This is a genomic window from Paenibacillus sp. MCAF9, from assembly GCF_052114265.1.
Taxonomy (GTDB): Bacteria; Bacillota; Bacilli; order Paenibacillales; family Paenibacillaceae; genus Pristimantibacillus.
On record NZ_JBFREL010000008.1, the window covers coordinates 67,381 to 93,465 of the forward strand.

The following is a 26,085-nucleotide window of genomic DNA, read 5'->3' on the forward strand; positions in this document are numbered from 1 at the left end:
AGACATTTTCGTATCCAATCGTTATGTTTTCAAGAGACCATTTATTGGACAAGTTTACTACTTGAATAAGATCTGCCTCGGTACAATCTCGAATGGAAACTATGAGACTCTCCTCCTCGTATTTTCAATTATTTCAGGTTCCTTCAGATAACATTCTTGCTTTAAAACTCCGTAAATATGGTGTTTTAGGTAGAACAAACTCCGCATATACCTCACCAGAAGGGTGGGTATTTCCTGTTTCAACAAATCCTAATGAGGCATATAAATTTTTCGCAATTATGTTTTCGGGGTTATAGGTAACTTCAACGACCCTCGCTTCACCATGAGGAGATGTCTTAGCGAATTCTACAGCTTTTTCCATGGCTTCCTTCCCATATCCTTTGCCTTGATATCGCCCATCAATCATGATTTTAAAAACGCCATAGCTGCTGTATTCGAAATTCCCATTACCATCGTCATAATACATCATGATAAAGCCGACCATAGTCTCATCTTTATAAATAGCAAATGTAATAATGACCTGCCCCTCTTTTGATGCGATATATGCTTCTGCGAGTGCATGTCCACAATCATTATTTTTCAAGCTCCTACAACCACGCGGTAACGTGAAGCCTGAAGGTTAAACATTTGAGCGTACTTCCCGTCCATTCTCATAAGCTCTTCGTGTGAGCCTTGCTCAATTATTTGACCATTTTCCATCATGAGTATGCGATCCGCCATTCTGGTCGTCGATAAGCGGTGTGAAATAAAAATGATGGGTCGATCTTCTGCCTTCTCCAGCATCACTTGATTCAAATGATATTCGCTCATTGGATCCAAGGCGCTGGAAGGCTCGTCCAATAGGATGAGAAGAGTCGGCTTGGCGAACACTCTTGCGATCGCTACCTTCTGAGCCTCTCCACCAGATAGCTCTATCCCGGCGTCGTCAAACTCCTTGGTAATGGAGGTATCGGTCCCCAATCGCAAGGTCTGCAGCTTATTGCCAAAACCGCTTTTCTCCAGCGCTTCTCTTACCAGAAATGAATCGCCGGATGAAAACTGATTCATGACGACATTTTGGGAAAGCGTAGCAGCGAACAGCTGATGATCCTGAAACACTGAACTAATCTTCATACGGTAATCATCCAGCTTGAACTGATCGATTTGTATCCCATTTAAACGAATTTCCCCCGAGCTTGCATCGTATAGACGCATGATTAGCTTCGTCAATGTCGTTTTTCCGGCACCATTGTAACCAACGATTGCAATTTTCTCACCTGGCCTAATGCTGAAATTAACATGATGAAGAATACGCGGCCCGGATGGACCATATTGGAACGATAACTCTTTTAGCATTAATCCAGTAAACTTATCCGGCACAGGCAGTGGATCTTCAACTTCCTTCAGAGCGTTCTTTTGCTCCAGGAAACTTCTTAACTTCTCGATGTACAAGCTGTTTTCTTGCATCTCACTGATGAGCGTCGTCATATATTGCATGTTGCCTTTTAGACGCCAAGATGAATTCAACAGTGTAACTGCGCTTCCATAGCTTAACGTTCCTTTCACTAATGTCATAAAGACAACATAAGTCACATACAGGCCACTCAAAATCAACTCATTAAAAAAATACTCTGAGGTGAAATTTAACCAGAACTGCTTTTTTGAACGTTTTTTAACAATCCCGTGCATTTCTTTATGCGTATCGGAGAAATCTCTAAAAAATTTCTCCTTGATGGAATAGAGTCTTAATTCCTTCGCGTAATCAGCCAAGTAAAACAAGCGTTTCAAATAGATTCGTTTACGATCCTTTTCGTTAAGCTCCATTCTCATTTTGTACCTGATTTTATTAGCGATCATGTTGACAATCAGAGTTAGAATGAAGGACGCGAGCACAAATAGCAAACCAAGCTTGTCAACAAACAAGAAAAAGCTTATAGAGGTTATAATAACCGTGACGGATCGGCACAATTTTCTAATGTTGTTTATCGTAGCATCAATTCGATTATGGGCATCATTGGCGCTCCATACATAATCATTATAATAAACAGGATCATCATAGTTGGCCAAATCGGTGCTAATCGCTTTTTCGTAGAGATCCATCCTTATTTTTTGATACAGCAATTCCTTTCCTTTCGGTTCAACGCTTTGAAAATAGATGCTGTCCAGCACAAAGCAAATTGCGATAAACAAAATTGTAAGTCCGATATATAGAGCAACGGTAGAGAAGGAAGTTCCATATTGAACGCTGTCGAATACAAACTTAATCAAAATGACATGCTCAATAAAAATTTCGATTTCCTGCAAGCATGCATACAAGCATGTAAAAATGATATAGTTGCGGGAATGGCGCAGCCCGTATTTCATAATAAACCAATTATTTCTAAGGACTCTAGTAAAGCTATGCTTATTGGGCTTCATGCAGATTCACCACCCCTGCCAACTCTTCTTGATCAACATATTTTTCCGCTTGCTTTAAGAATAGCTCCGCATATTTCCCCTGCAGCTGCATCAATTCCATATGCGAACCAGACTCTCTGATTTCCCCATCCTCCATGAAATAAATACGATCTGCAAGCATAGCTGATGACATGCGATGAGAAATAATAACAACAGCTTTATCCTTGCAGGCTTCCATCATACTTTCAAAAATTTCATATTCCGCAATCGGATCCAACGCGCTCGTAGGCTCATCAAGCACGAGGATTTCAGCCTGTTGCGCAAAGATTCTAGCTATCGCAATCTTTTGAAACTCGCCGCCTGATAAAACAACCCCGTGTTCATCAAACTCCTTCGTGAGCATCGTATTTATTCCCTCCGGCAGCGAGGCTACCTTATCATAAACTCTGCTTTTCTTGAGTGCATCTATGACGAGCTTGCGGTCTGCTTCGGAAACCAAATCACGCATAAGCACATTCTCTGCAATCGTCATCGAAAAAATCTTGAAATCCTGAAATATGGTTCCATACATTGAGCGGTATGACAGGAGATCAAACTCTTTAATATTTTGGCCATTCCATAATATTTCGCCGTCAGTAGGATCGTACAATCGCATCATGAGCTTGATTAGCGTTGATTTGCCGGCGCCATTATGGCCGACTAGAGCAATTTTCTCATTCTTATTAACTTCGATCGTAATATCGCGAATAACAGCCTCAGCTGCCCCTTCATAAGTAAAGTTAATATGCCTAAATGTTAATTTCTGTATTGGCGGCGCAATTGCTTTAACTGGACCGGCATGCTCCTCGATTTCGGAAACGTAGCTTAAAAAGGTTTTTAAATTTTCAATGTAAATGCCGTTTTTATTAATTTCTACAAAACTATCAGACAATCGGATGAGCGACCACGCACCGCCGACCATTGCGCTTCCCAGAACGATAAAGGAACTGATAGAAATCGACTGCTTGACAATAGCCAAATAAGCTCCATACAACAGAACCCCTTGGAATATTAGTGTAAAGGTTGTAAATATCTTGAAAAAGGAAACAACTCCTGCTTTGACTCGATACTTATGAACGACCGAAATGGCACCGTCATACCCTTCTATATAGGTGTTTCTCAGAACTGAAAATATGCGGGACAGACGGATTTCCTTGGCAAAGTGGGATAAATAGATGACACGGTTGACATAATCCATTTTTCGTTGATAGGGTACCCGTTCATTATTTTGCTGAAACTGAATTCGGTTAAGCTTTTTTCCAAAATAAAAATTTCCGAAAATAGGCAATAAAGCAAACCATACCACCCATGGGTCAATGGCGTACATCACGGCAAATATGCTAATCGTTGCGAGCGATACGAATATCACCCTTGAGAGATTTTCAAGAACAGCGCTGACTCTTTGATCGGCTTCTTGAATGGCTTTTGTATACTTGTTATAAAACTCATAATCCTCAAAACATTTCAATTCTACGGATGCTGCCTTCCGAAAGAGAATGAGATACAGCTTCTCATATAACTTGAGATCACTTAAGGGTTTGAAGCGAATTTCATACCAATTGTCCAGTAAAATTAAAGCAAGTATCAACACTAACGTCATAATTATGAAATGGATAATTTGCTGAAAGTCCCTTTCGATTGAAATAGACTCAATGAGGTACTTCATGAAATATACAGAAAAAAACACATTGCCAATCATTCTACCGGCTTGAACTGCAAAATCCGCCAGCACTCTCTGTGGGTGCATACTCCAAGCTAATCTGAACACAAATAAGTTATTGGCAATAATCACTTTAATATGTTGGAATGTAAGGTTTATCTTTTCCAAGGTCGTTTTTTTCCTCTCTGTATCGTAAAGAGCATGTAATCAGCCTTTTGAGAAAAGCTTCTCAAAATAAATTAGTAATTAAAAATGTACAACAGGGAAGAATGGGAAACAACCCCACAAAACCTATGTATTGTGAGTTATTAATAGAAATAGAGAAAACGGTTTTTCAATTAATCCCGTTTTTTCCGTGCTCGATATTGCTGTGGCGTTACGCTGACAATTCTTTTGAACAAGTTCGAAAAGCTTCCTAAGCTGGTATAACCTATACGCTCTGCAATGTCTGTAATTTTGTATTCGGTTTCTTCCAGCAATCGTTTGGCCTCTTGGATTCGTTCCTGAATAATGGCATCCGACAAAGATAACCCGGTCTCCTTCTTGAACAATCTGGATAAATACGCCGGGTTCAGATAGACATGGGCAGCCATTTCCTCCCGGGTAATCTCCTGGTTCAATCGTGAACGAATGTAATGTCTAATCTTGGTAACCACAGCAGAAGATACTTTGTTGCTTACCGTGAGAAGTCGTACGGTTGCCTTCAGGCAGCATCTCGTCCATTGTTGCAGGGCATCCGAGTGCTTGGGATAGCTTTCCTTATCTATCAAGCTCTTTAATTCGGCCGACTTGTGAATAGATAAGCCTTTTTGGGCCAATATGGTGTGAATAATGAAGAGGATACCGTGGATAAACTGATGATGAGATTCCTTTGTCCATGTATTTCCTTCATTACTCCAGAACCATTGCTTCACGCGGCGATCCAGCTCTTCTAACTCACCAAGTTCCATAATAGTGGACCACTCCGCAAATAAGCTTAGTGGAGCTACAGCCTGCAATTGTTTCATGCTTTTTTCCATAGGAGTAGAGGCAGGCATGAATACTTGCCGGGATCGAGTTAAATTGTGCTGCTCTCTCTCTGTCACATACGTGTAGGCGCTAACGATTTCCGGTAATACTACCGTCGGGCTAATATAAATAGATAAGGAGCATTGAAGAAGCCGTTCGCACTCGTTCAGAAACTGACGGCAATTGTGATTAAGCACGCTGCTAATAGAAGTTTCTTCACTTCTCACATATACGATCGCCAGATTGAGCCCTGTATGATCCTGAAATACAACACCTTCCAGCTCTAGCAGAAGCAGTTCTCCAGCCAAATTGCGAAGCGCGTATTCCATAATGGCTTCATCCCGCGCGCTCAGATTATCTTTCCATTGCTCAAGTCCAAACAGAACCAGGATATAACGATCATCAGGCTTGATCGACAAGCCACAAGTTTGTGCGGATCTTTGCAGCGAGTCCGGGAGCAGAGATGCCCGCTGACTAAGGATGTCCTGCCAGAAGCGTTCTACCAATATAGGCAGCTGATGTTCCCATTTTCTTCGATAGTCCTGCATCAGAGCTTCAAACTTTTTTTGTTCTTTTTGCCTACCGACCTCTGCAAAAGCATCGCTGGCCACTTTCTTCAATTGCTCATAATCGACGGGCTTCAGCAAATAATGGAACGCTCCATGATGAATGGCGCGCTGCGCGTACTCAAAGTCCGCATGACAAGTAAGCATAATCGTCAAAGTGTACGGCGAGTGCTGTTCCACCCAGGCCAACAAATCCAAACCGCTGCTCCCCGGCATTTCGATATCGCAAATTAGCAAATCAATAGTATTGTTCCTTAGCACCTTCAACGCTTGATCCACATTCTCCGCCAGACTAATGTGCGTAACGCCCAGCACGCTCCAGTTCACGCCTTGCTGCAAACCGAGCAAGGCAAAATATTGGTCATCAACAATTAAGATTTTATACATACGATGATCAAAGCCTCCTTTGCATAGGCAATTTGATATTCACTATTCCGCCGCCCTGTGGATCATTGCTGAAGGCTATATTCGCGCGTCCATCATAGAACATAATCAAGCGTCTGCGCACATTCCATATCCCCAGTTGACGGTCTGTGGGCTCTTTTTCATATAAGCCAAGGTTAAGCATGACCAATTGCTGCTCGGAGAATCCAGGTCCAGAGTCGCGGATTTCGATGGCCATGCATGAATCCCCTTCTTTACTCGTTTCTTTACTTACCGTGACGTTGACTTCAAAATGCTTGGCATTATTAATAAATCCATGCTTCATAGCATTCTCCACGAACGGTTGCACAAGCAATGGCGGCACAAGGACGTTCTCAAGTTCCTTGGGCACCCGTTCGTGAAAACTCAGCTTGTTCGGGTACATAACCATTTGGATTTCCAGGTAGTTTCGGATATGATTAAATTCGCTAACAAGCGTAATCCACGCATCGTTGGTGCTCATGATGAACCGGAAATAGGAGACGAGGTGGCTGATCATCTTTTTAATCAGCGAATACTTCTGAAGCTCTACAAGATGGAAAACGATATTTAAGGAATTCATGAAAAAATGGGGATTAATCTGGGCCTGAAGATGCTTAAGTTCGGCTTGCTGCACTTTCATTTGCTCTTCATATACGAAGATTTTTAGATTACCAATTTGTTCAGCCATCCGATTGAACTGTTGTGTAATCAGTTGGAACTCCTTGGATTTCTCTTCCTTTAAACGGTAATCCAGCTGTCCCTTGCCAAGTATGCGCATCCCGCTTGCCAACTGCTTAATGGGTTTAAATACAAGCCGGCTTAATAGAAAGAACAATACAACTAGAATGACAACTACCGCTATGGGAATGACCTTAATTACGCGTTGGAACAGAGGCAGCTCGTCCAGCAGCAATTCTTCGTCCAATAAAATGAAAACGTTGAGATCCGAAAAAAGAGACGGTTTGCCTACGAACAAATAGCTGCTGCCGTCGCTAAGTCGAATAGAAGCGCTAGAGCGATTCGATTGATCGTTCAGATGGCTGCGGATTCGGACAAGATCCTCATTAGCGAATTGCCCCCACAATAGATGCCCCTCTTTGGATATAATGCCGATTTTCTCGTCGCTCTCTACAGACTCCAACCGGATTAGAGGCTGAGCTAAGGAGTCAATGCTGACAAGTACACCGATGAGCAGCCTTCCGCTTTTATCCGGAAGTGCCTTAAATAAGACCGACTCGCCGCCGACGTTAATGATTTCCCACTTCAAGGACGTCGGGAGCTTGAACTTCTTCAGCCGAGCGGACAGACCGGCACGGATAGCCTCCTTCTCCTCGTAATACTCCTTTTGACTGCTGAGGAATAGCTCCTCCCGGTCAAGATGATACACGAATACACTACGAATAATAGAGTAGTAGCTAACATCGCTATACCATTGATCCATTAATTTTCTGATCGATAAATAATAGTTTACACTGTCTGGGTCGCTCTCCGAGTATAGCTCGAGCAGCATGCTTTCATTTGCCGTTCGCAGCAAATAAGTACTGGTCTGTTCCAGCAGCTCATCAAGAGAGCCTAAATGAAGGGTCAACGTGTCCGATGCGGATTTCGCTACTTTCTCACGAACAATATTTGTGGAGTAGATATTGGTGTAGTAAAGAAAGAAAAAAAGTGGCGCCACTAATAGCAGGACGAGTGCGCTTACTTTAAATTGCAATGAAAGTCCCACAGTTCCACTCCTTTGCCTAGTATATGAACGCCCATGCGGCACGAAAGGGGAAAGACCATTTCGGTCTTTCCCCTGCCTGCTTATGACTGCTTCGCCTTCCACTCATCGTACTGTTTCTGAACTTCGGCGCGGATTTTCTCGATACCGTTGGCCTTTAGCTTGTCGTTGTATTCTGCCAATACCTTGTCGGCATCCAAGCTGCCCGTTTCAAGCAGCGGACGATATTCCTTGATAATATTGCTGACGACGGACACCTCTGTTTTGACAGCGTCCGTATTGAAGTTGAAGCCAAACGACCTTACTTTGTGGGCTTTTTCGTTATAGGCTTTGAACTTCTCCCATTTGTCCGAGCTTTCGCCTTCCCACAAATAAGTGAGGGTCTGATTCCCGAACATCCACTCGATCCCCGGCGCCCACCCCGTATCCGCACGGGTAGCAATGCCATCTTGCAGCTTAATGAAATTATCCTTGCCCTCCACCTTGACATATTGCCGTCCTTCCACACCGAAATCGATCAGGTTTACAATATGTTTGTCGGTATGGAGAAGGTTCAGAAGCATCATTGTCCGCTCCGGATCGACGGATGTGCGCCCGATCGCCATCATGGAGTTGCTGACGCTGGCTGTACTGATTTCGGGATCATTCCCTTTAAGCTTGACGAGTTCGATGCCCGTGGCACTGGAATCTTCCTTGTCCGAATCGGGTTTATCGGAACCGAACTTCATCCAAGTTTTGCCCGCCTTCAATGCGTCTTCGGCGCTCGTTTTGGTCGTTGCGGCATCTTGGTTAATGAATCCCTTTTTGAACCAGTCGCTATAGAGCCTCATCCTGTAAATAGCCGCATCGGACTCCATCGAGCTGATGATCATCTTATCTGTCTTTGTATCCAATACGATTCCAGCAGGTGCTCCGGCTACAAGCTCGTAACGGAAGTTTTCTTCCATGCTTGGCTTTGTTTTGTCGAAGTAGCTCAGCGTATCGGAACCACTGCCTGAGAGCCAGATAGGTGCAAGGCCGGGTTCCTTATCCTTAATGGTTTGAAGCCACGGCTCCAGATCTTCCAGTGTGTTGATGGAGTTGATATCAAACCCGTATTTATCAATAAGATCTTTCCTGAACATAATCGTGTGGCTCTCGCCGATTTCTTTGTTGGTTGGGATCGCGTAGATTTTACCATCTACTTTGCCGCCATCTAGAAAACGAGGATCCAGCGTCTCCATAATCCCTTGTCCGTATTTGGCCAACAAATCGTCCAGCGGAAGAAACGCCCCTTTGGTTACGTTGTTGGAAAAATCTGCCCAGTTCGGAGCAAAAGTCAAGTCTACTTGCTCTCCGGATTGGTAGGCAAGCGCCATCTTCTCAGACCAGGAAGACCAAGGCAGTCCCTGAAAGTCGATTTCGGCGTTGATTTTCTCTTTCAAGTATTTATTGATTTCTTCTACAACTGCCTTGGAGTCGTTTTGCGGAAAATTGCCTACCGTATATACTTTGAGCTTGCGGTAGGTGGATATATCGGGATTGCTTGATCCAATATCCTCGGATGGCTTGCTTGTTGACAGCGGTTCTGCATTAGGTGAACCGGATGATCCTGAATTGGTGCTGCAGCCTGACATGACCAGCATAGTCGCGGTTACCCAAGCAAGCGCCATGCCCCACCCTTTCGTTTTCTTCATTTCTTGAACCCCCTATAAATTTTCATATATTCTAACCGGCCGTTAAGCCAGAGCTAGACGAATTAACCTTTGATAGCTCCAATGGTGAGCCCCTTGGTAAAGTACCTCTGAAAGAATGGATAAACGAACAGGATGGGACCAATGGAGACGACTACCATCGCCATCCGCAGACTTTCCGTTGGTACCGATTGCTGCACAAGCAGTGCTACTCCACTCCCCGCCAATTGATTTTTGAAAAACTCCGCTTGGCGAATCATTTGAATCATCACATACTGCAAAGAAAACTTATCGATATCATTAATGAACAACAAGGAGTTGAACCAATCGTTCCAATACATCAGCGTCGTGAACAATCCAATGGTTGCCAGCACCGGAAGTGAAATGGGAAGCACAAGCTGGAAAAAAATTCGCCACTCCGACGCTCCATCCAGCTTGCCCGATTCAATCATCTCTTCCGGTATCGTTTGCTGGAAAAATGTACGAGCAATGAAGATATAAAACGCGTTCGAAAGGCCTGGAAGGATAAGCGCGACATAAGTGTCCTTCAGATCCAAATAGTTGACGTACAACAGATAGAAAGGGACAAGCCCACCGGAGAACAGCATCGTAATCAAAAGATAAATATTAAAGGTTTTTTTAAACGGAAAATCTTTGCGAAAGATAGGATACGCATATAACGCAATTAACAACACTGCCAGCAAAGTACCAATAAAGGTAACAGATAGGCTAACCCCATAGGCCTTCATGAGAGTAGACGAATTGGCAAAAAGATAGTGGTATGCAGATCCATCGAACTCGTCAGGCCAGAACTTGTAGCCCTTTAACGTTAGAAGCTTTTCATTTGAAAACGAGATGGCGACGATCAGCAGGATCGGCAAAATGCAAGCGAGACTGAATGCGATGAAAATCATATGAAGCAATATCGCAGCTAGCTTAGACACCTTTTGGTACGGTTTAACGTTCGTTGCTTTGTTCATTTTGATTCTCCATTCTAGAAAAGTGCCGTGTCGCGATTAAGCTTACGAGCCAGGCTATTTGCTCCGATAACAAGGAAAAATCCAACTACCGATTGGTAAAAATTCGCTGCGGAGGACATTCCCAAGTCATTGAGCTGAATCAGTCCTCTATAGACATACGTATCGATGACATCCGTCGTGGAGCGCAATGCGCCTGAGTCGAGCGTAACATGATAGAATAATCCGAAATCAGAGCGGAATAAGCCGCCCAAATTCAATATTGTCAGAATGACCATCACGGGAGTCAGGAGCGGAATTGTAATTCGGATGATCTGCTGCCACTTGCTGGCTCCATCCATGACAGCTGCTTCATACAGCTCCTCGCTGATGCCAGTTATTGCTGCCAAGTAAATGACGCTCCCTATGCCGACGGAATGCCACATTTTCGTTAACCACAGAATATAAGGCCAAGCCTCCGGGTGCATATAAGCATTAAATGAAGAGTGTCCGAACAAAGGCAAAACGTATTTGACCAGGAAACCGTATTCGGGGTGCAGAAAGGCGTACACGATATAGCTAACGACGACCATAGACAAAAAATTCGGCATGATCATCACGGTCTGATAGAGTCGCGATGCAAGCCTGGCACGTACCTCATTAACGGCAATGGCGATCGCAACGGAGAGAATAAGACCGGTCACAATAAAGACAACATTGTAGGCGACCGTATTAATCGTTACTCGCCACGCATCGGAAGTAGCGAAGAGAAAACGGAAATTGTCGAGCCCTGCCCACGGACTGCCCATAATTCCGTCGATGTAGTTAATGTTCTTGAAAGCAATGAAAACGCCAAACATGGGAATATAACAATTAATGAAAAAAACGATGCTTGTCGGCAGCAGCATAAGCAGCAGCACGCGATACTTCACAATGTTCCGCAGCAAACGGACGTAGCTCCTCTGTCGCTGTGAATGTGCTTGCTTAGCAGAAAAATTTACAGTTGATGGAATGGACATAGCATTTAACCTCACTCTATTTCAATAGGATAGATTTATTATAATGAAGTTGGAAATTGGAATTCTCTATCCCAGGTGATCTCATTTATTAGAAAGTTACCTCTTAACCTGATTTCCAAATATCATCCTCGTTGTCTATTCTTCGTGTATCGTCTTACAATCAAAAGCGGAACAAAACATCACAAAAGCATCACCTTAAAAAGGTGATGCTCCAATTGTTGAGAATCCAAATTGTCATGATGCCATGGTTATTATTTCACTCGTGTACCTCTAAGGGATCAGGCGCTAGACAGGCTACCTAAAAATGAGTTGGGAAAAATGGTATAAATCGTTTTTCCAAACCGGCCAATCGTGGCCGCCGCTCTCCTCGTACCAAATATGGGGTACATCGTTCCTCTCCAAATAGGCATGTGTCCGGTCGCTGATATGCTTAAGATTGTCCATAAGTCCGCATGACAACCAGAGTAAACTCAGCTTAGCCGCCGCATCTTCCGGATTCGGGACAAGCAGCTCGGGTTCCTTCGTGTTTGGAGCAGAGGAAAATCCTCCAATCCAAGCAAAATGATCTAGATTGCCTAATCCAATATTGAGCGATTGTCCACCTCCCATCGATAAACCGGCTAGAGCACGGTTCTCTCTCTTCGTCAGAACCGTATAGTTCGATTCCACATAAGGAATGAGATCATAAAGCAAATCGAATTCGAAATCCTCGAACGCCTTTAATTTGTCCGCGTCGAATAAATTGCCCTCCGCTCGGTCGTTCTGCATGGCACGGCCGTTAGGTAGAACCACAATCATACGCGCAAGCTTATTGCCTGCATACAAATTATCAAGAATCACTTGCGGACCCGCATGATTGTACCATTCCTCTTCGTCTCCGCCGATACCATGCAATAAATAAAGAACGTTATATTCCCCTTGACCATCCGGGTAACCTGGAGGGATGTAAATCATCGCTCTGCGCTTGCTTCCTATTGTCTTAGAGAAATATTCAACCGCTTCAATTTTGCCGTGGGCAATATCATCCCTGTACTGGTCATACCCGGTCAGAACGGCACGTCTTAGCAAATCATAGTGAATTGGACTCATCCTTTTTTCTTCCCCTTCCTGTTTACGCCTACTTAACTGCGGAAAGTATAAATGTTTCATAATGAACAAACAACCTGTCAATTGTTACTATCACTTGCACGTTAAAGATAGAGTTAGAAGGGTTTCAGAACCATAATTAGACAGGTTGTTGATAGTATCAAACGAATAGTAAACTCAATTTTGTAAGCGCATACATATTAATTTTACAAATAATTTACCTCTTTCATCTTCTCCTCTCCTGAAGTCTAAATGGTTATGAATCGTTATTCTTCACTTCTTAATCGGCTCTGGGTACCTCATCCGCCGTATGCTTCACCACACCCTTGTACTACCATGAATTCACATATGTAAAACAAAAAAAAGGAGATGAGTATTAATGTTTAAAAAGAAAGTCGGTTTGGCAATGAAGCTTCTGCTGCTTGTGGCGCTAGTGATGTCGCCAATGCTGCTGAGCGGCAAGAAGGCAGAAGCGTGGGTTGGCATGCCGATGTCCAAGCTCCATGTAAGCGGCAACCAATTGGTGAACAGCAGTGGACAGCCCGTGTTGCTAAGCGGGTGGCATCAGCCTTCGGGCGCTTACTGGACGTACCAGAACAGCAATTACTACCTGAATCAGAATGGCGGGAATCGACATGCGGCGATCTTAGCGTATTTGAAAGATATCACCGACACCTTTACAAGCACCTCTGCCAAATACGGCAACAACCATGGATGGTATATGAATCAGGTACGTCTATTCATTGACCGGGAAGACATGGGCGACGTAGCGGCGGGCACGTACAATTTTGCCGGCCTGCAAGCCGTTACTCAGAACGTCATCATTCCTTATATCAACTATGCCAAGACCAAGGGCCTGTATGTCACCCTCGGCCTAGATTTCACTTTAAGCAACAACCAAGCAACAACCCCTGCCAATCTCGCAAAGTTTAATCAGATTTGGGGTTACCTCGCTGATCAGCCAGGAATCAAGAGCGCTGACAATGTTATGTTCGAGCTCATTAACGAGCCCGTGCTGTCTGATGTCAATGGCGTCTGGGGCGGTCATCCTTCCCAGTCCAATTTCATTGCCTACTGGAACTCGCTCAAAAATTTTCAAAACTCCATGATCTCCACCATTCGCAGCAAAGGCGCAGATAACGTCATCTGGGCATCGGGACTTGGCTGGGATCAATACTATCAGCTATGCGCAGCCTATCCATTGACGGATTCACTGAACAATATAGGTTATTCCGTACATTGGTATCCGGGCTATGGCGCTTATGATGACTACACCCCTTTGCAACAGCAATGGGATACCAATATTAAGCCTTGCGCTGATAATTATCCAATTAATATTACGGAGACCACCTGGTTCAAGACCCAACCGGGAGACTCTTCCTACTGGGATCTGTTCAACGGCTCGAACGCGGGCTTCGGCAAAAATACCAAAGCGATCTTCACCGCAGCGGGCAATGTGAGCATCGCTGTCCATATGAATGGATTTTTGTTGAATCCCGGCACGAGAAGCTCATTTGCAGACCCAACAGGCGGATTGATGTATGATGGCAACACTGCACGGGACGGCATGGCCCGATTCATATTCGAATGGTACTATGAACGTGCGCAGTTCAATCCTTGGAATGGTATATGGAATGGAGTCACGAATGGCGCAACTTACAAGCTCGTCAACCGTACTTCGGGTAAAATACTCGAGGTTCCAGGCGGCCAGAATACTAACGCGTTGCAGCTTCAACAGCGGGCAGACAATAATACGACAGCTCAGCGCTGGATCGTCACGGATCAAGGCAGCTACAATAACTATTACAAATTGCGAAGCGTAAGCTCAACCGACAACAAAGTCATGGATGTTCGTAACGGGACAAAAAACAACGGGGAAGCGATTCAGCTTATGCAGGATCTCTCCAATACCGCGCAGCAGTTCCGATTGATCAAGCTCAGCAACGGTTACTGGAGCATCTTGAATGTGAATAGCAACAAAGCGGTAGAGGTCACCGGCTCCTCCACGGCTGATGGCGCGAATATTCAGCAAAACTTATACCGCGGCGATCTCAATCAGCAATGGCAGCTGGTACAGATTAACTAGCAGGAAGAGGTACAAAAAAGGCATCCTAAAGGGGGATAGACGGGACTGACCCCCGGTTATGAATCTCTAATTCAAAATGTACTTATCGTCGCCCATGTGCTCGCTTATATCCCATAAATCGTGGGAGAAAGTTCGCGATCAACTTGTTTATTCAGAAGTAAACGGTGGTTTCCCTAGATTGATGGTTAAGGATCTGAAGTATGTGGAGCGCACGCTTCTCCATGTCGTTCAGCTCTGGGGGAAGAACGCTCACCTGGAGACATTTGTTGAGGATAAAAAGATTGTGTTTCGCTGTGATGGGATGAAAACGAGTCGGAAGTTTGTTTGAGACAAGTGGATAGTGATTCATAACTCTGTTTTGAAAAGAAATCATATTTTAAGATGTTACAGAAAACCCGATCTCATTGGATCGGGTTTTCTGTATCACTCTTATATGCAATTTTGTCATATACCAATATTGATAACATACTACATTTTGATCAATTCAGTGCAGCAGTTATACGTTATAGCCGCATAGCGCTCGCTTTACACCACGCAGCTGCTCAACTTAAACTCCCCCGTGTATCATTGCTTTAAAGGTATTACCATGTTCCATGTATCGGAAGCATCCATAAAACCGTCATTGCCGTCCGAAACGGCCGCGAACAAATGAGTCGGCTTGCCGTTCTGGAAAAGCAGGAACGGCCGCTCCAAATTGCCCAGCGTCTGCACCGTGCCGTCATCATAGCGTACCGTCCGGGAATAGCTTTGCGACTGTCCATGCATGCTCCATTTCAGGCCGTCTGGAGACCCGGCGTAGATGCCGCCGTATTTTTCACCACATAGACGACCTTCCATATCTTTGGCGATCAAATGGTATCCTTTCGCTGTTTGCCAGATGAACGGATCTTCGATATGGAACGACTCCGGGGGAAACACTGGCTCACCGCTCAGCACCCGGTATGGTCCCTCGTAGTGATCCGCATACGCGACGCCAATAGTCATGCCGCCATGCAGGTTGCCTTCGTAGCTTCGTGCCTTGTAGATCAGCAGCACGGAACCGTCCTCCCGGACACACGGAGCCGGATTGGAGGTCAGAAAGCTATCGAATCGGCCGGGACGTGTTGGCAATATCGGTTCATCTGCTCTGCGCCAAGGGCCGAATACGCTGTCCGCGATAGCCAGGCCTACCCGTTTGTTCGCCCGCGCCACGATGCATTGCGGATCGGTTAACCCGAAATTTTCGGGCGGATCCGGATCGCCCAGCGGATGGGTCGAGCCCGTATAATAAAGTAAATATTTGTTGTTGTGCTTAACGATATGGGGGTTGTGCGTGCAGCGTCCGTCCCAATATTGCGCTCCCCTCGCCGGGAGCGCCACCTCGCGGAATTGGTATGGTCCCTCGGGCGTATCCGAGTCCGCCCTGACAATCTCCGAAGCCGTCATCCAGCCAGGGTGCATCGGCAGAGTCTTCGGCCAGCGCGAGGCAAACATATGGAATTTGCCGTCCTCGCCCTGCACGACTGAACCACACCATATCCAATAACCTTCCATTCGGAAGCCGCCGCCACGCGGAGCCGGCAGCATTATGTTAGTATGCATGTAGTGTCACCTCGCCTTTTCCCACTGCTCTATAATTGCTGCGAACCATGGCCTCCCATCCTTTCGAATGAAGTGTATAACCGGCATTCTTCACACAGCTATGGATCGACATAGCCATGCCGGCGGACCGACCGCCGGCATGCTTGCTCATCAATCAACCTAAAGCGTATTCAGCCCCACATCGCCGGCCGCTAGCGGGTGATTCAGCAGCGGCGCGCTAGAATATTCATCCGCCCCCACATCCGTTGTCGCCCGCATTTGGCCATCCATATCCGCCTGCACGAACGCGTATGTCCCTACAGCGGCGTCAATCGCCGGGCTGCTCGCGGTCAGCTTCTGGATGCCGCTCACCGTAGTGAGCTGCGGATTGATATTTCGGACCTGCCCCGAACTGCGCGATAGGTTGCTAATGGTGCTGCCAAACCCGATGTTGCCCTGGAACAGCGTATTCGTTGTCGCCGCCTCGTAATAAAGCGTGCCGGTGCTGTTGCGCACGATATTGTTCGCCACGACGGAATCCTGCGGAGCATACGCTTTGCCCGATCCAATGACGATGCCGGTTGTGCTGTTTACAATCGTATTGTTGACGATAAGCGCCCGGTAAACTTTCCACTGTTTGCGCAATTGTTCTACCGTCGGGCTTGGAGGTGATCCTCCAGTACCTCCGTCGAAATCGCCGTTTGGCAAGTAGATTGCTTCGCCTGTCAAATTCTCGAAGTAGTTGTTATAAATCTTATGGTCATTGCCGAACATCCGGATGCCTTCCTGATCCGACTCGACGCCGTCCCCGAGGAAGAAGTTGCCATATACGCTGTTGTTATGGCCGTGCCGCAGCGTTAGGCTGCCCTTGGACGTGAGGAATGTATTGAAGCGCACCGTATTGCTGCTGCTCTTGACCGAAACAATTTCCGGCTCGCCGTCGCAATTCTGAAACACATTGTATTGTATCGTATTATAGCCGTGGGAGAGCGTTAGACCGGACAAGCCTAGACGGATCGTCTCTTTGCCGTTGGCTACCCATGGGCCTACATCATGGAAATAGTTGTATTCGATAATATCGTATTGCGAAATTTGCCCTGAGCTATCCTGTCCTTCGTAAGCGATCAGCGGTTCGGTGTCGCTCTTCATTCCGAAGTCGTTCCGGTCTATGCGGTTATGATGGCTGTTCGTGCCCCGCACTTGCAGCCACATCAGGCCGCCGCCTGAGCTTGGCAGCGCAAATGTATTACGGGTCAGTCGCACATGGTGCGAGCCTTCGAGCACCACTGCGCTATTGCTTGTGTTCGTAAACTTTAATCCGTCCAGCACCACATGCGAGGAGTTCTCGACGCGGAAGCCCGACGCTCCCGAGATGATAGCTTGGCCGCGGTTTTTCGCCTTAATAACGATTGGCGCATTGGCAGTGCCGTTTTTGTTCTGAACAGCAAACGGGCTTGTACGCGAATACGTGCCGTTTGCCAGCACAATCGTTTTACCCGCCGTAGCGGTTGCAAGCTCGGCAGTGAGCTGCGTGGAAGTGCTAACTTCGACTACCGTCCCTTCGCTACCGCTGCCGCTTGATTCGCTGCCATAAATTTCGACCTCTGCAAAGCTGTTCCATGCGTTCACCGAGTTGCCGTGGCCAACAATACGAACGTAGCGGACAGGGGCAACATCGGCAAAATCAAACGTCTGCAAGCTGTTGCTCAGACTGCTGACCGCTCCCGAAAGCGCTGTGCTGAAGTTGTAGCCATCATAGGAAGTCTGGATATCAAAGCTGAAAATTCGCTCCGCCCCGTTGGTGAAGGCGATCTTCACGTATTCCACCCGTTTGCTCGATCCAAGGCCGTATTGAACCCACTCCCCGTCGCCACTCGCTGCCCAGCGCGTGCCGAGATCGCCGTCGATCGTATTCGCGACGATGTTGCCGTCATCTCCACTAGCCATAAGCTGCGGTACGGTAACCGCCAGCTTGCTTGCACCCGGCGAAGGGCCGCTCGCGGTGCCGTACAGTTCAACTTCGGTATAGCTGTTCCACAGGTTAGTGGAATTGCCGTGCCCAACGACCCGCACATAGCGGGCTGGATCGACATCCGGGAAATCGAATGTTTGCAGGCCTTCCACAAGGCTGCTCACAAGTCCGCTACTGACGGTCGTGAAGGCGGAACCATCCGTAGACGTTAAAATATCAAAAGTAGAGGTGCGGCTTGCCCCATTCAAAAAAGCAATTTTAATGGAAGACACTTTGCGGTTTACGCCCAAATCGTACTGAATCCATTGCCCGTCGCCATTCGCTGACCAACGTGTGGCGAAATCGCCGTCCACCGTGTTGGCAGGAACATTGCCGTCATTTCCACTCGCCGTCACACTGGAGCTGCTAATTGTGAACTTCGCATCGGCCGCCCTCGCCGCTCCTGGCATTAACGCAACTAGCATACAGAGCAAAATCAAACATGTCATACTTTTGGTTCCCATAATTCTTCATCCTTTCCGTTATGAATTGATGGTTATTGAATCATTCCCTTCGTTCCGTCCGCACCTCCTCTCAAGAATACGGAAGCCGGGAGGTGCTTCCTGTCCTCCCGGCTTCGTGATTACGGCTCTTGATCCTGCTTAAAAAATGTGCTGGCTCCAGCCTTTGCTCTTCGCCAAAGCTTCAATATAATAGTAATCGCCGTAAATCAGCGATACGTTGATGTTGCTATTGACTGGCTTATGCCCGGTTGCACCGAGCAGAATGCCTTCATACTCCGGCTGGTCGAACGTACTGTAGTTGTTCGACAACGAGCGCAGAATGCGCATGGCCGCGCGCTGATATAAAGCGGCTTCCTCAGGAGGCACCTGCGACGCGATATCAATCAGTCCAGATGCCGCACAGCTTGCCGCCGAGGTGTCGCGCGGCTCGTCCGTCAAGTCGGCCGCCGCACGGAAATCCCAATGCGGCACATCGTCTTCTGCCAAGGCGCTGATGAAATAATGCGCCACCCGCTTCGCCGCATTCAAGTAACGCGCTTCACCCGTATAGCGGTATGAGCAGCTCATCCCGTAGAGCGCCCAAGCTTGGCCACGCGACCAGGACGATTGCGGCGCGAAGCCCTGTCCGCCGTCATAACGCTCTACTTCGCCCGTCTCCGGATCGAAGATTACGATATGATGCACCGAGCCATCGTCTCGGATAAACGAGCGAAGCACCATATCTGCATGAGCAACCGCAATATGCTTGAAGCGCGGATCATCGCTTTCTTCGCTCGCCCAGAACAGAAGCGGCAAATTCATCATCGAATCGATGATCGACCATCCCGTCTGGTTGCGAGGCCACGCTCTAATAAACTGCCCGACCGGGTTGTACCGGCCTGCCAAATAATTGGCGGCGAACAGCCCGCGCCGCCGTGCGTCCTGGTCGCCGGTCAGCTTGTAGCGGATAACCGATGTCGGCAGAAACTGAAAGCCAACATCGTGGTGGAAATGGTTGTCCCGCAAGTAACATTGTTCCATGCGTTCATCCCAAGGCTCTGCTTCCTCCCGATAACGCCGCTCTCCGGTCATATCGTACAGAATCCACAGAATGCCCGGCCAAAAGCCCGAAATCCACTGATCCACTTTGATCTGGTCATATTTGCCCGCTGCCGAAACATGCGGCGCTTCTGTCCAGCCCGCTTCGATCATATGATCAACTTTAATCTTCACTTTATCCCACCAATCCGACAGCTCGGATGGTTTCAGCTTCACATTTTCATTGCTCATTTCAAAATTCCACTCCTTATCCTAACCTTTGATGGCACCGATCAAGGCGCCTTTCACGAAATATTTTTGCAATAACGGGTATACCAGAAAAATCGGAAGGGTAGCTACCATAATCGTGGCGTATTTCAATGTCTCGCCGAGTATGATGATCTCATCCTGGGATGCTCCCTCCGCCATGGCGCTCGCCTCGCCGATAATCAATATTTCTCGCAGGATTAACTGCAACGGATACATCGACCGATCCTGAAGGAAGATCATGGCATTAAACCACGAGTTCCAGTGGCTTACTCCGTAATACAAGCCCAACACTGCAAGCACGGGCTTGCATAACGGCAGGAAGATGCGGAACAGAATGACAAAGTCGTTGGCGCCATCGATCTTGGCCGACTCTTCCAGCGCATCCGGCACCGCCTCGAACGAAGTCCGCATAATAATGAGGTTAAACGCGCTTATTGCGGTAGGCAGGATCAGCGCCCACAGTGAGTTCGTAATGCCCAGTCCTCTAACCAGCAAGTAGAACGGAATTAATCCACCGCTGAAAAACATCGTAAACACGATAAAGAGTGTAAGCTGCTTGCGATATTGCAGCGTTTTTCTGGACAAGGCGTATGCGGCGAAGGAAGTGAGCAGCAAATTGAGAGCCACGCCTACAATGACAATAAATAGCGTGTTGCGGTAGCCGAGCAGAATCATCGGGTTGCTGAATACAGCCCCGTATGTTTCAAGCGAGAAGCCCAGCGGCTTCCAAAGAATACCCTTATGCGCCATCATCAGCGCCGGTTCGCTGAACGAAGCAAATGCCACGTACAGAATGGGGTACATTGTTGCAATCATGAGCACGGACAAAAACAGCGTATTGCAAACCCTGAATATATGTTCACCCAAGCTTACTCGCATGCGAACCCTCCTCTACCACAAGCCCGTATTGTTCAACTTCCGGCTTATCCAGTTGGAGCCGATAACGAGCGCGAAGTTAATCACGGAGTTGAACAATCCGACTGCTGAGCTGAAACTGAATTGAAAATCTTGAAGCCCGACTCGGTACACATACGAGGAAATGACATCCGCTGTCACATAAGTGGTCGGGTTGTACAGCAGAATAACTTTCTCGAAGCCAACGCTCATAATTCGGCCAATGTCCAGGATGAGCAAAATAACGAAGACGGGCAACAGCCCCGGTAGAGTAACATTAAGCATCTGCTTCCAGCGTCCACCGCCATCGATCTTGCAAGCTTCATATTGCTCGGGATCGATCGCAGACAGCGCGGCCAAATAAATAATTGTACCCCAGCCTACATGCTGCCAGATATTCGAGGAAACGAAGATCGTCCGGAAAAAAGACGGCTCCAGCAGCATCGTGATCCGCTCGCCGCCGAAAAATGCGATAATATCGTTAATGACGCCGTCACTGCTCGTAAAATCCTTGATCATGCCGCAAATAATGACAAGCGAAATAAAATGCGGCAAATAAGTGATCGTCTGAACCGAACGCTTGAACAGCGCATTTTTCACCTCATTAAGCAGCAAGGCGAGAATAAGCGGAGCGGGAAAACCAAAAACGAGATCGTACAAGCTTATCATCAGAGTGTTTTTAAACACCCGCCAAAAATACATTCCGCCAAAAAAGTCTCTGAAATGCTCCAGCCCTGCCCACGCGCTGCCCCCAATTCCAAGCCTGGGATTAAAATCCTTGAACGCAATAATCGCACCGTACATCGGGAAATATTGAAAAATAATGAAATATGCCAAAACAGGAGTAAGCATGATGTACAAATACTTGTTCTTAACTATGTCTTTCGCGATATTAAGCGGCAGACGCCCGGCATGCGCGACTTTGCTGCGTCCCAGCTTCAACTGAGCCATCTATACTCCTCCTGTCCACATGCAGAATCATCGGCAGGGGATGGTTGCACCACCCCCTGTCCCCACGGCGGCCTGCAGCCTGCCGCAAGACGATACATGGAGTTATCTTTTGTTGTAGCGTTCCAAGGCACCTTGATAGATGTCGATTACATCGCGAATGCCCATATCTTCCAGCTGCTTCACGAAGCTGTCGAACTTGTCGAGCGGTTCGTTGCCCATTAAAAATTTGATAAACATTTCTTCCAAATACGTGTTGATTGCCGTCATCGTCTGCGCTACCTTCTTGCTCTCATCTACAGTAGGCGTAATGAACGCGGGCAAAATATGTTTCTCCGCGTCGGTCTCCGACCAAACCTTGACCGCCTCGTCCTGTTGCGGAAACGTGTTGGTCGTTTTTTGCTCATGCATCGGGAACGGGCCATTCGGAACCGTATATTGCGCCAGCATCTGCTGCGAAGTGTACTTTTCGTTTTTCACGATCATATCGGTAAATTTCGGGACGCCGTTGTCCATCGTGTAGCTTTCGCCTTCAACGCCGAAGTTGTACATTAAGGTTCCTTGCTCGCTAAATGCGAAATCCAGCCATTTTACGATCGTTTCCAGGTCTTTCGCTGATGTCGTCACAGCCGCGCTTGCTTTCGGGTTATATTTGAAATCGCGCTGTCCGGTGAATGGTTTTTCGCCTGCTTTCAATACCGGATAAGGAGCCGCTGCGAGATTAAAATCCGGATTTTGTGCTTTGCCGGACTCCAGCCATTTGCCCATGCCGCCGCCCAGCAGGTAAACCGTTGCGCCGGACTCGCCGTTCAGAAACCGCTTATCCAGCGTGTTGCGCTCGACGATTGGGAAGTCTTTATCAATCAGCCCTTCGGAATACCACTGGCGGAACAACGTCAAAACATCCTTGTATTGCGGATCTAACGGACCGTATTTCACTTTGCCCTGATCGTCAATATAGAAGCCGTGCGACGTTTTGTATGCGCCGAAAAACGCATCCTGTAAATTCATTTTGTTCGCGTATAGTGCCGTAAGCGGTGCTGCGGCGCCTTTTTTCTCTTTGAACGCCGTCAGAACCTTATGCCAATCATCTATCGTTACAGGCAATTGCAGCCCCAGCTCATCCAGCCAGTCTTTACGAAGCATTGGTCCGCGGAAGACTACGCCTTCCGAGTTGCGCACCATCGGGAAGGCGTAATATTGGCCGCTGTCGGTTTTCACCATTTTATCCAGATCCGGATCAGCTTCCAGCATCTTCTTTAGATTAGGCGCATATTTATCGATCAAATCGTTGAGCGGTACGATAACCCCGTCTGCAATCGCCTTTTCTGGCCCACCTGGATAGATGCTCCAGTCGTACTCCAGCACATCCGGCAGCTTGCTGGAAGCTAGCAACAAATTAAACTGCTCTTCCGCTTGACCATCGGTCGGGTGGATGTAGGTTACTTTCACGCCGGTAGCTTCTGCAATCGCCTTCCCGATTGGCGCTTCCGCCAGATTCGTTGTAAAAGTAATCAGGTTTCCGTTGATTGGAGCCCAGTACGAGAACGTATCTTTGGTATCCAGCGGATAAACCGGCTTATTCGCTCCCTCGTTGCCTTTGCTTTCGTCATTGCCGCCCGTATTGCTGACGGCGCTTTGAACTGGCTCTGTCTTGTCCTTGTTGCCGGAGCCCCCATTACTCGTGCATGCGGTTAACAACAATGAAAGTACCATTGTGATCCCCAGTGTAAGCTGCAGCCCTTTGTGCATCTTGCCGTTGCGATTTTTCGCCATTGTGCCCCTCCGTTCTTTTCGTATCGAATATGTTGGTGTGAATACGCTTTCATCGTAATGCTAATCCAGTGCTACAAACCATTGTCAAAACCTCAAATATACTGCAATTTCTCAAAAATGAAGGTAGCAAAACCGCAAGTTAACCGCTTTTTCTTGAAAAAAAGCCCGAGAGCTACTCAACTTCCCTGTAGCGCCCGGGCGTAATGCCTTCGAATTTTTTGAATATCCGGTGAAAGGTATTCACATCGTTGTAACCGACCATCAGCGATATTTCGCTGACATTATATTTCTCACTGGTAAGCAGTAATTTGGCCTGCGCCAGCCGCGTCTTGTTAATATAGTCGAGCAGAGATTCGCCCGCAAGATCCTTAAACAGCTTGGAAACATACGACGGCGTCATGGAGAAGGCTTCCCCAATCATCGAAATGTTCAGGTTCTCGTCTTGGTAATACTCGTTAACATATTTCATGACCTTATCGATTAGCGGATTGCTGCAGTATTCGCGGTTATTATTAACGTAGCCGCACAAAAGCTCCAGCATATCGTATAGCTGGCTGCGCATCTCCCCAACCGTCTGGCATTGCATCAGGCGTTCGATGGCGCGCACTCCGTCAGGCATATCCGGCTTGCCCGCGATGCGGATTTCTCCGATTACTTTTTGCAGCGTAGCCATCAGATCGAACATGAGACATTTCGCTGTATGGAAAGGATACGGCTCTGTCGTAACATTTTTCTGAACAATCTCCCCGACGAACGTTTTCGCCTTTTCGAGCTGGCCTTCGCGAACCATAACGATCAATTGCTGCTCGGCCTTGAGAGGATAAAAATAACCACCAGGAGCAGCCCCCTGGTTGTCGCTGCCGCTCAGGTCCGCATAATGAATAATGCCCCCGCTGCCTGCAATGATACGGTATTCCATCGCCTCGACCGCTTCCTGAAACGCCTGGAAAATGCCATATTCGCCCTCCTGCTGAGCACTGATGGCAGCGGTCAACTGGACATCGGCATGACTTGCGATGAACGACATCGTTTCTTCCGCGATGTGCTCCAGCTCCCCCCGCTGCTCCTCCGGCGAAACAAGCTGATGGTTGACGATGCAGGCGAGCAGCTCCTGGTCCAGCTCTACCGCATAGGCGTTGACGGACTTTCGCGCAACCTCCTCGACCACATTGGCGATCAAGAAGTGCAGCAACCGCTTGTTATGTACCTGATCCTCATCCTTCCGATGGAACTTGCCGAAATGCTCAATGCGCAGCAAGATAACAGAAAATCCGCCAAGCGGGAAGCGCAGGTCATAGGCTGAGAATGATTCGTGCAGCGGGATATGACTGTCGAGCTGCCCTTTCAGCAACCGCTGCAGGAAATGCGATCTGAGTGTATTGTTATGCTGATTCAGCTTGTTATGAAGCTCCTCCTTCTCATGGAAGGTGCTGCTCAGCGCCTGCTCCAGAAAGGAGTATTCATTAGAGCCGCGATCGAATGCCACACCAGCCTTGAACGACAAGCTCTGAATGAGCGCATGAATCGGCAGGTAGTTCCGCTTGAGCAGCCAATACGTCACGCCTCCGCCAATAATAAGGCAAAGCAAGATGCTTGCGATCGTCAATTGCTCTACTACGTTCATCTTCTGGTGGTATACGCCCGCCGGAAGCGTCATCACATATTTCCATCCCGTAATGGAGGAGGTTGTATAGGATGCAACCAGCTTGCTGCCGGAAGTTTCGATCTCCAGTTGCCCTGATTCTTCCGGCATATCGCTGTAGTGTAGAGCAGGTTCCGCCAGCGACTCGCCTGTAGACGCAATGAATCGGTTGTCTTCATCTAGAATAAAGATTGTGCCTTCCTCAGGCACCGACGCTTGCTCCAGCAGCTTGCTCCGGTCAATCATGAATAGCAAGACAGCTCCCGGCTGATTCATGATCGTTGATGTCGCATTTTGGGCATACATGACCGTAGGCCTCCACTCATTCTCTTCAGACACAACAACCGAGTGGTAGCCTTTAATGTACCATTGGTCAAAATATTTTTGAAACGACTGGAACGGCATTTGCTCTTCAAGGCGGATATGGTCGTATAACGCTTCGATGTTCATACGGTTGTTGCGGGCGATGACCGTATCGCTATTTTTGTAGTAAATATAAATGCCTTCAAGAAAATCGTTAGCGATTTCATATACGCGCAAATCATTGGCGATTTGGTATATTTCGTAGTGATCTGAATCAGACAAAATGGGATCGGCAGAAATAAATGATGCGATTCGCCTGTTGAGGCTTACCTCGAGGCTTAGGCTCTCGATTCCTTTGAACTGGCTATCTATGGCTTGCTCCATCTGAACAAGAATGGATTGGTTGGCGCGGTTGATTTCGGCCTTTACAACGTTCAGCGTCGCGCCGTATATAACGCCGCTGATCAGAATGGGCACGAGCAGCACCGAGATGTATGAAAGCATCCAGGTCAGAAATACGCTGCGGTTTTTGTGCCGGAGCTGCTTCAGATAGATCGTCCACCGGTTTCGAGTTTGGGCCATAGGTTCTCCTCCATGTTAGCT

Annotated in this window: 17 protein-coding genes; 1 reads left to right on the forward strand and 16 read right to left on the reverse strand. The window is 47.3% G+C overall.

What is annotated here, in order from left to right; translation table 11 throughout:
• Positions 1–133 precede the first annotated feature (133 nt).
• The 9 genes from AB4Z45_RS15880 to AB4Z45_RS15920 form a co-directional block, all read right to left on the reverse strand.
• Positions 134–583 (reverse strand): GNAT family N-acetyltransferase, encoded by a 450-nt coding sequence (locus AB4Z45_RS15880; RefSeq protein ID WP_441910298.1) that lies wholly within the window; start codon positions 581–583, stop codon positions 134–136.
• Positions 580–2,397 (reverse strand): ABC transporter ATP-binding protein, encoded by a 1,818-nt coding sequence (locus tag AB4Z45_RS15885; protein WP_441910299.1) that lies wholly within the window; start codon positions 2,395–2,397, stop codon positions 580–582. The genes AB4Z45_RS15880 and AB4Z45_RS15885 overlap by 4 nt, the downstream gene beginning before the upstream one ends.
• Entirely contained in the window at positions 2,384–4,243 is a 1,860-nt protein-coding gene (locus tag AB4Z45_RS15890) for an ABC transporter ATP-binding protein (protein ID WP_441910300.1), read from the reverse strand. Before AB4Z45_RS15890 ends, AB4Z45_RS15885 begins: the two co-directional genes overlap by 14 nt.
• Before the next feature lie 170 nt (positions 4,244–4,413).
• A complete protein-coding gene (locus AB4Z45_RS15895) occupies positions 4,414–6,036 on the reverse strand; it encodes a response regulator transcription factor (protein WP_441910301.1) in 1,623 nt (540 codons plus the stop codon).
• A 7-nt stretch (positions 6,037–6,043) separates the two neighbouring features.
• Positions 6,044–7,780 carry a sensor histidine kinase gene (locus AB4Z45_RS15900; RefSeq protein WP_441910302.1) on the reverse strand — a complete coding sequence of 579 codons (1,737 nt, stop codon included), beginning with the start codon at positions 7,778–7,780 and terminating at the stop codon, positions 6,044–6,046.
• An 80-nt stretch (positions 7,781–7,860) separates the two neighbouring features.
• Positions 7,861–9,453, reverse strand: coding sequence for an ABC transporter substrate-binding protein (locus AB4Z45_RS15905; protein ID WP_441910303.1), 1,593 nt, complete (start codon positions 9,451–9,453; stop codon positions 7,861–7,863).
• A gap of 62 nt (positions 9,454–9,515) precedes the next feature.
• On the reverse strand, positions 9,516–10,430 hold the full coding sequence (locus AB4Z45_RS15910; RefSeq protein WP_441910304.1) for a carbohydrate ABC transporter permease: 915 nt from the start codon (positions 10,428–10,430) through the stop codon (positions 9,516–9,518).
• A 14-nt stretch (positions 10,431–10,444) separates the two neighbouring features.
• Positions 10,445–11,353, reverse strand: coding sequence for an ABC transporter permease (locus tag AB4Z45_RS15915; protein WP_441910305.1), 909 nt, complete (start codon positions 11,351–11,353; stop codon positions 10,445–10,447).
• Between the two features lie 366 nt (positions 11,354–11,719).
• Positions 11,720–12,514, reverse strand: a complete 795-nt coding sequence (locus AB4Z45_RS15920) for an alpha/beta hydrolase (RefSeq protein ID WP_441910306.1) — start codon at positions 12,512–12,514, stop codon at positions 11,720–11,722.
• 376 nt (positions 12,515–12,890) lie between these two features.
• Here AB4Z45_RS15920 and AB4Z45_RS15925 point away from each other — a divergent pair, with 376 nt between their 5' ends.
• Entirely contained in the window at positions 12,891–14,597 is a 1,707-nt protein-coding gene (locus AB4Z45_RS15925; protein WP_441910307.1) for an RICIN domain-containing protein, read from the forward strand.
• Positions 14,598–15,161: 564 nt separating this feature from the next.
• Here the strand turns inward: AB4Z45_RS15925 and AB4Z45_RS15930 are convergent.
• From AB4Z45_RS15930 to AB4Z45_RS15960, 7 genes are all read right to left on the reverse strand, one after another.
• On the reverse strand, positions 15,162–16,130 hold the full coding sequence (locus AB4Z45_RS15930; RefSeq protein ID WP_441910308.1) for a glycoside hydrolase family protein: 969 nt from the start codon (positions 16,128–16,130) through the stop codon (positions 15,162–15,164).
• Between the two features lie 207 nt (positions 16,131–16,337).
• Entirely contained in the window at positions 16,338–18,632 is a 2,295-nt protein-coding gene (locus AB4Z45_RS15935; RefSeq protein ID WP_441910309.1) for a chondroitinase-B domain-containing protein, read from the reverse strand.
• 138 nt (positions 18,633–18,770) lie between these two features.
• Positions 18,771–19,901 carry a glycoside hydrolase family 88 protein gene (locus tag AB4Z45_RS15940; protein ID WP_441910310.1) on the reverse strand — a complete coding sequence of 377 codons (1,131 nt, stop codon included), beginning with the start codon at positions 19,899–19,901 and terminating at the stop codon, positions 18,771–18,773.
• Positions 19,902–19,922: 21 nt separating this feature from the next.
• On the reverse strand, positions 19,923–20,798 hold the full coding sequence (locus AB4Z45_RS15945; RefSeq protein ID WP_441910311.1) for a carbohydrate ABC transporter permease: 876 nt from the start codon (positions 20,796–20,798) through the stop codon (positions 19,923–19,925).
• 12 nt (positions 20,799–20,810) lie between these two features.
• Positions 20,811–21,764 carry an ABC transporter permease gene (locus AB4Z45_RS15950; RefSeq protein WP_076267706.1) on the reverse strand — a complete coding sequence of 318 codons (954 nt, stop codon included), beginning with the start codon at positions 21,762–21,764 and terminating at the stop codon, positions 20,811–20,813.
• Positions 21,765–21,866: 102 nt separating this feature from the next.
• A complete protein-coding gene (locus AB4Z45_RS15955; RefSeq protein WP_441910312.1) occupies positions 21,867–23,537 on the reverse strand; it encodes an extracellular solute-binding protein in 1,671 nt (556 codons plus the stop codon).
• Between the two features lie 172 nt (positions 23,538–23,709).
• The gene (locus tag AB4Z45_RS15960) at positions 23,710–26,064 is read right to left on the reverse strand and encodes an AraC family transcriptional regulator (protein ID WP_441910313.1); all 2,355 of its coding nucleotides are present in this window, start codon (positions 26,062–26,064) and stop codon (positions 23,710–23,712) included.
• Positions 26,065–26,085 lie beyond the last annotated feature (21 nt).

Excerpts from the sequence above, each read along its gene's own strand:
- AB4Z45_RS15955 (WP_441910312.1), bottom strand. The coding sequence starts at position 23,537 with ATGGCGAAAAATCGCAACGGCAAGATGCACAAAGGGCTGCAGCTTACA.
- AB4Z45_RS15945 (WP_441910311.1), bottom strand. The coding sequence starts at position 20,798 with ATGCGAGTAAGCTTGGGTGAACATATATTCAGGGTTTGCAATACGCTG.
- AB4Z45_RS15905 (WP_441910303.1), bottom strand. The coding sequence starts at position 9,453 with ATGAAGAAAACGAAAGGGTGGGGCATGGCGCTTGCTTGGGTAACCGCG.
- AB4Z45_RS15920 (WP_441910306.1), bottom strand. The coding sequence starts at position 12,514 with ATGAGTCCAATTCACTATGATTTGCTAAGACGTGCCGTTCTGACCGGG.
- AB4Z45_RS15960 (WP_441910313.1), bottom strand. The coding sequence starts at position 26,064 with ATGGCCCAAACTCGAAACCGGTGGACGATCTATCTGAAGCAGCTCCGG.
- AB4Z45_RS15910 (WP_441910304.1), bottom strand. The coding sequence starts at position 10,430 with ATGAACAAAGCAACGAACGTTAAACCGTACCAAAAGGTGTCTAAGCTA.
- AB4Z45_RS15935 (WP_441910309.1), bottom strand. The coding sequence starts at position 18,632 with ATGGGAACCAAAAGTATGACATGTTTGATTTTGCTCTGTATGCTAGTT.
- AB4Z45_RS15940 (WP_441910310.1), bottom strand. The coding sequence starts at position 19,901 with ATGAGCAATGAAAATGTGAAGCTGAAACCATCCGAGCTGTCGGATTGG.
- AB4Z45_RS15885 (WP_441910299.1), bottom strand. The coding sequence starts at position 2,397 with ATGAAGCCCAATAAGCATAGCTTTACTAGAGTCCTTAGAAATAATTGG.
- AB4Z45_RS15950 (WP_076267706.1), bottom strand. The coding sequence starts at position 21,764 with ATGGCTCAGTTGAAGCTGGGACGCAGCAAAGTCGCGCATGCCGGGCGT.
- AB4Z45_RS15895 (WP_441910301.1), bottom strand. The coding sequence starts at position 6,036 with ATGTATAAAATCTTAATTGTTGATGACCAATATTTTGCCTTGCTCGGT.
- AB4Z45_RS15930 (WP_441910308.1), bottom strand. The coding sequence starts at position 16,130 with ATGGAAGGTTATTGGATATGGTGTGGTTCAGTCGTGCAGGGCGAGGAC.
- AB4Z45_RS15925 (WP_441910307.1), top strand. The coding sequence starts at position 12,891 with ATGTTTAAAAAGAAAGTCGGTTTGGCAATGAAGCTTCTGCTGCTTGTG.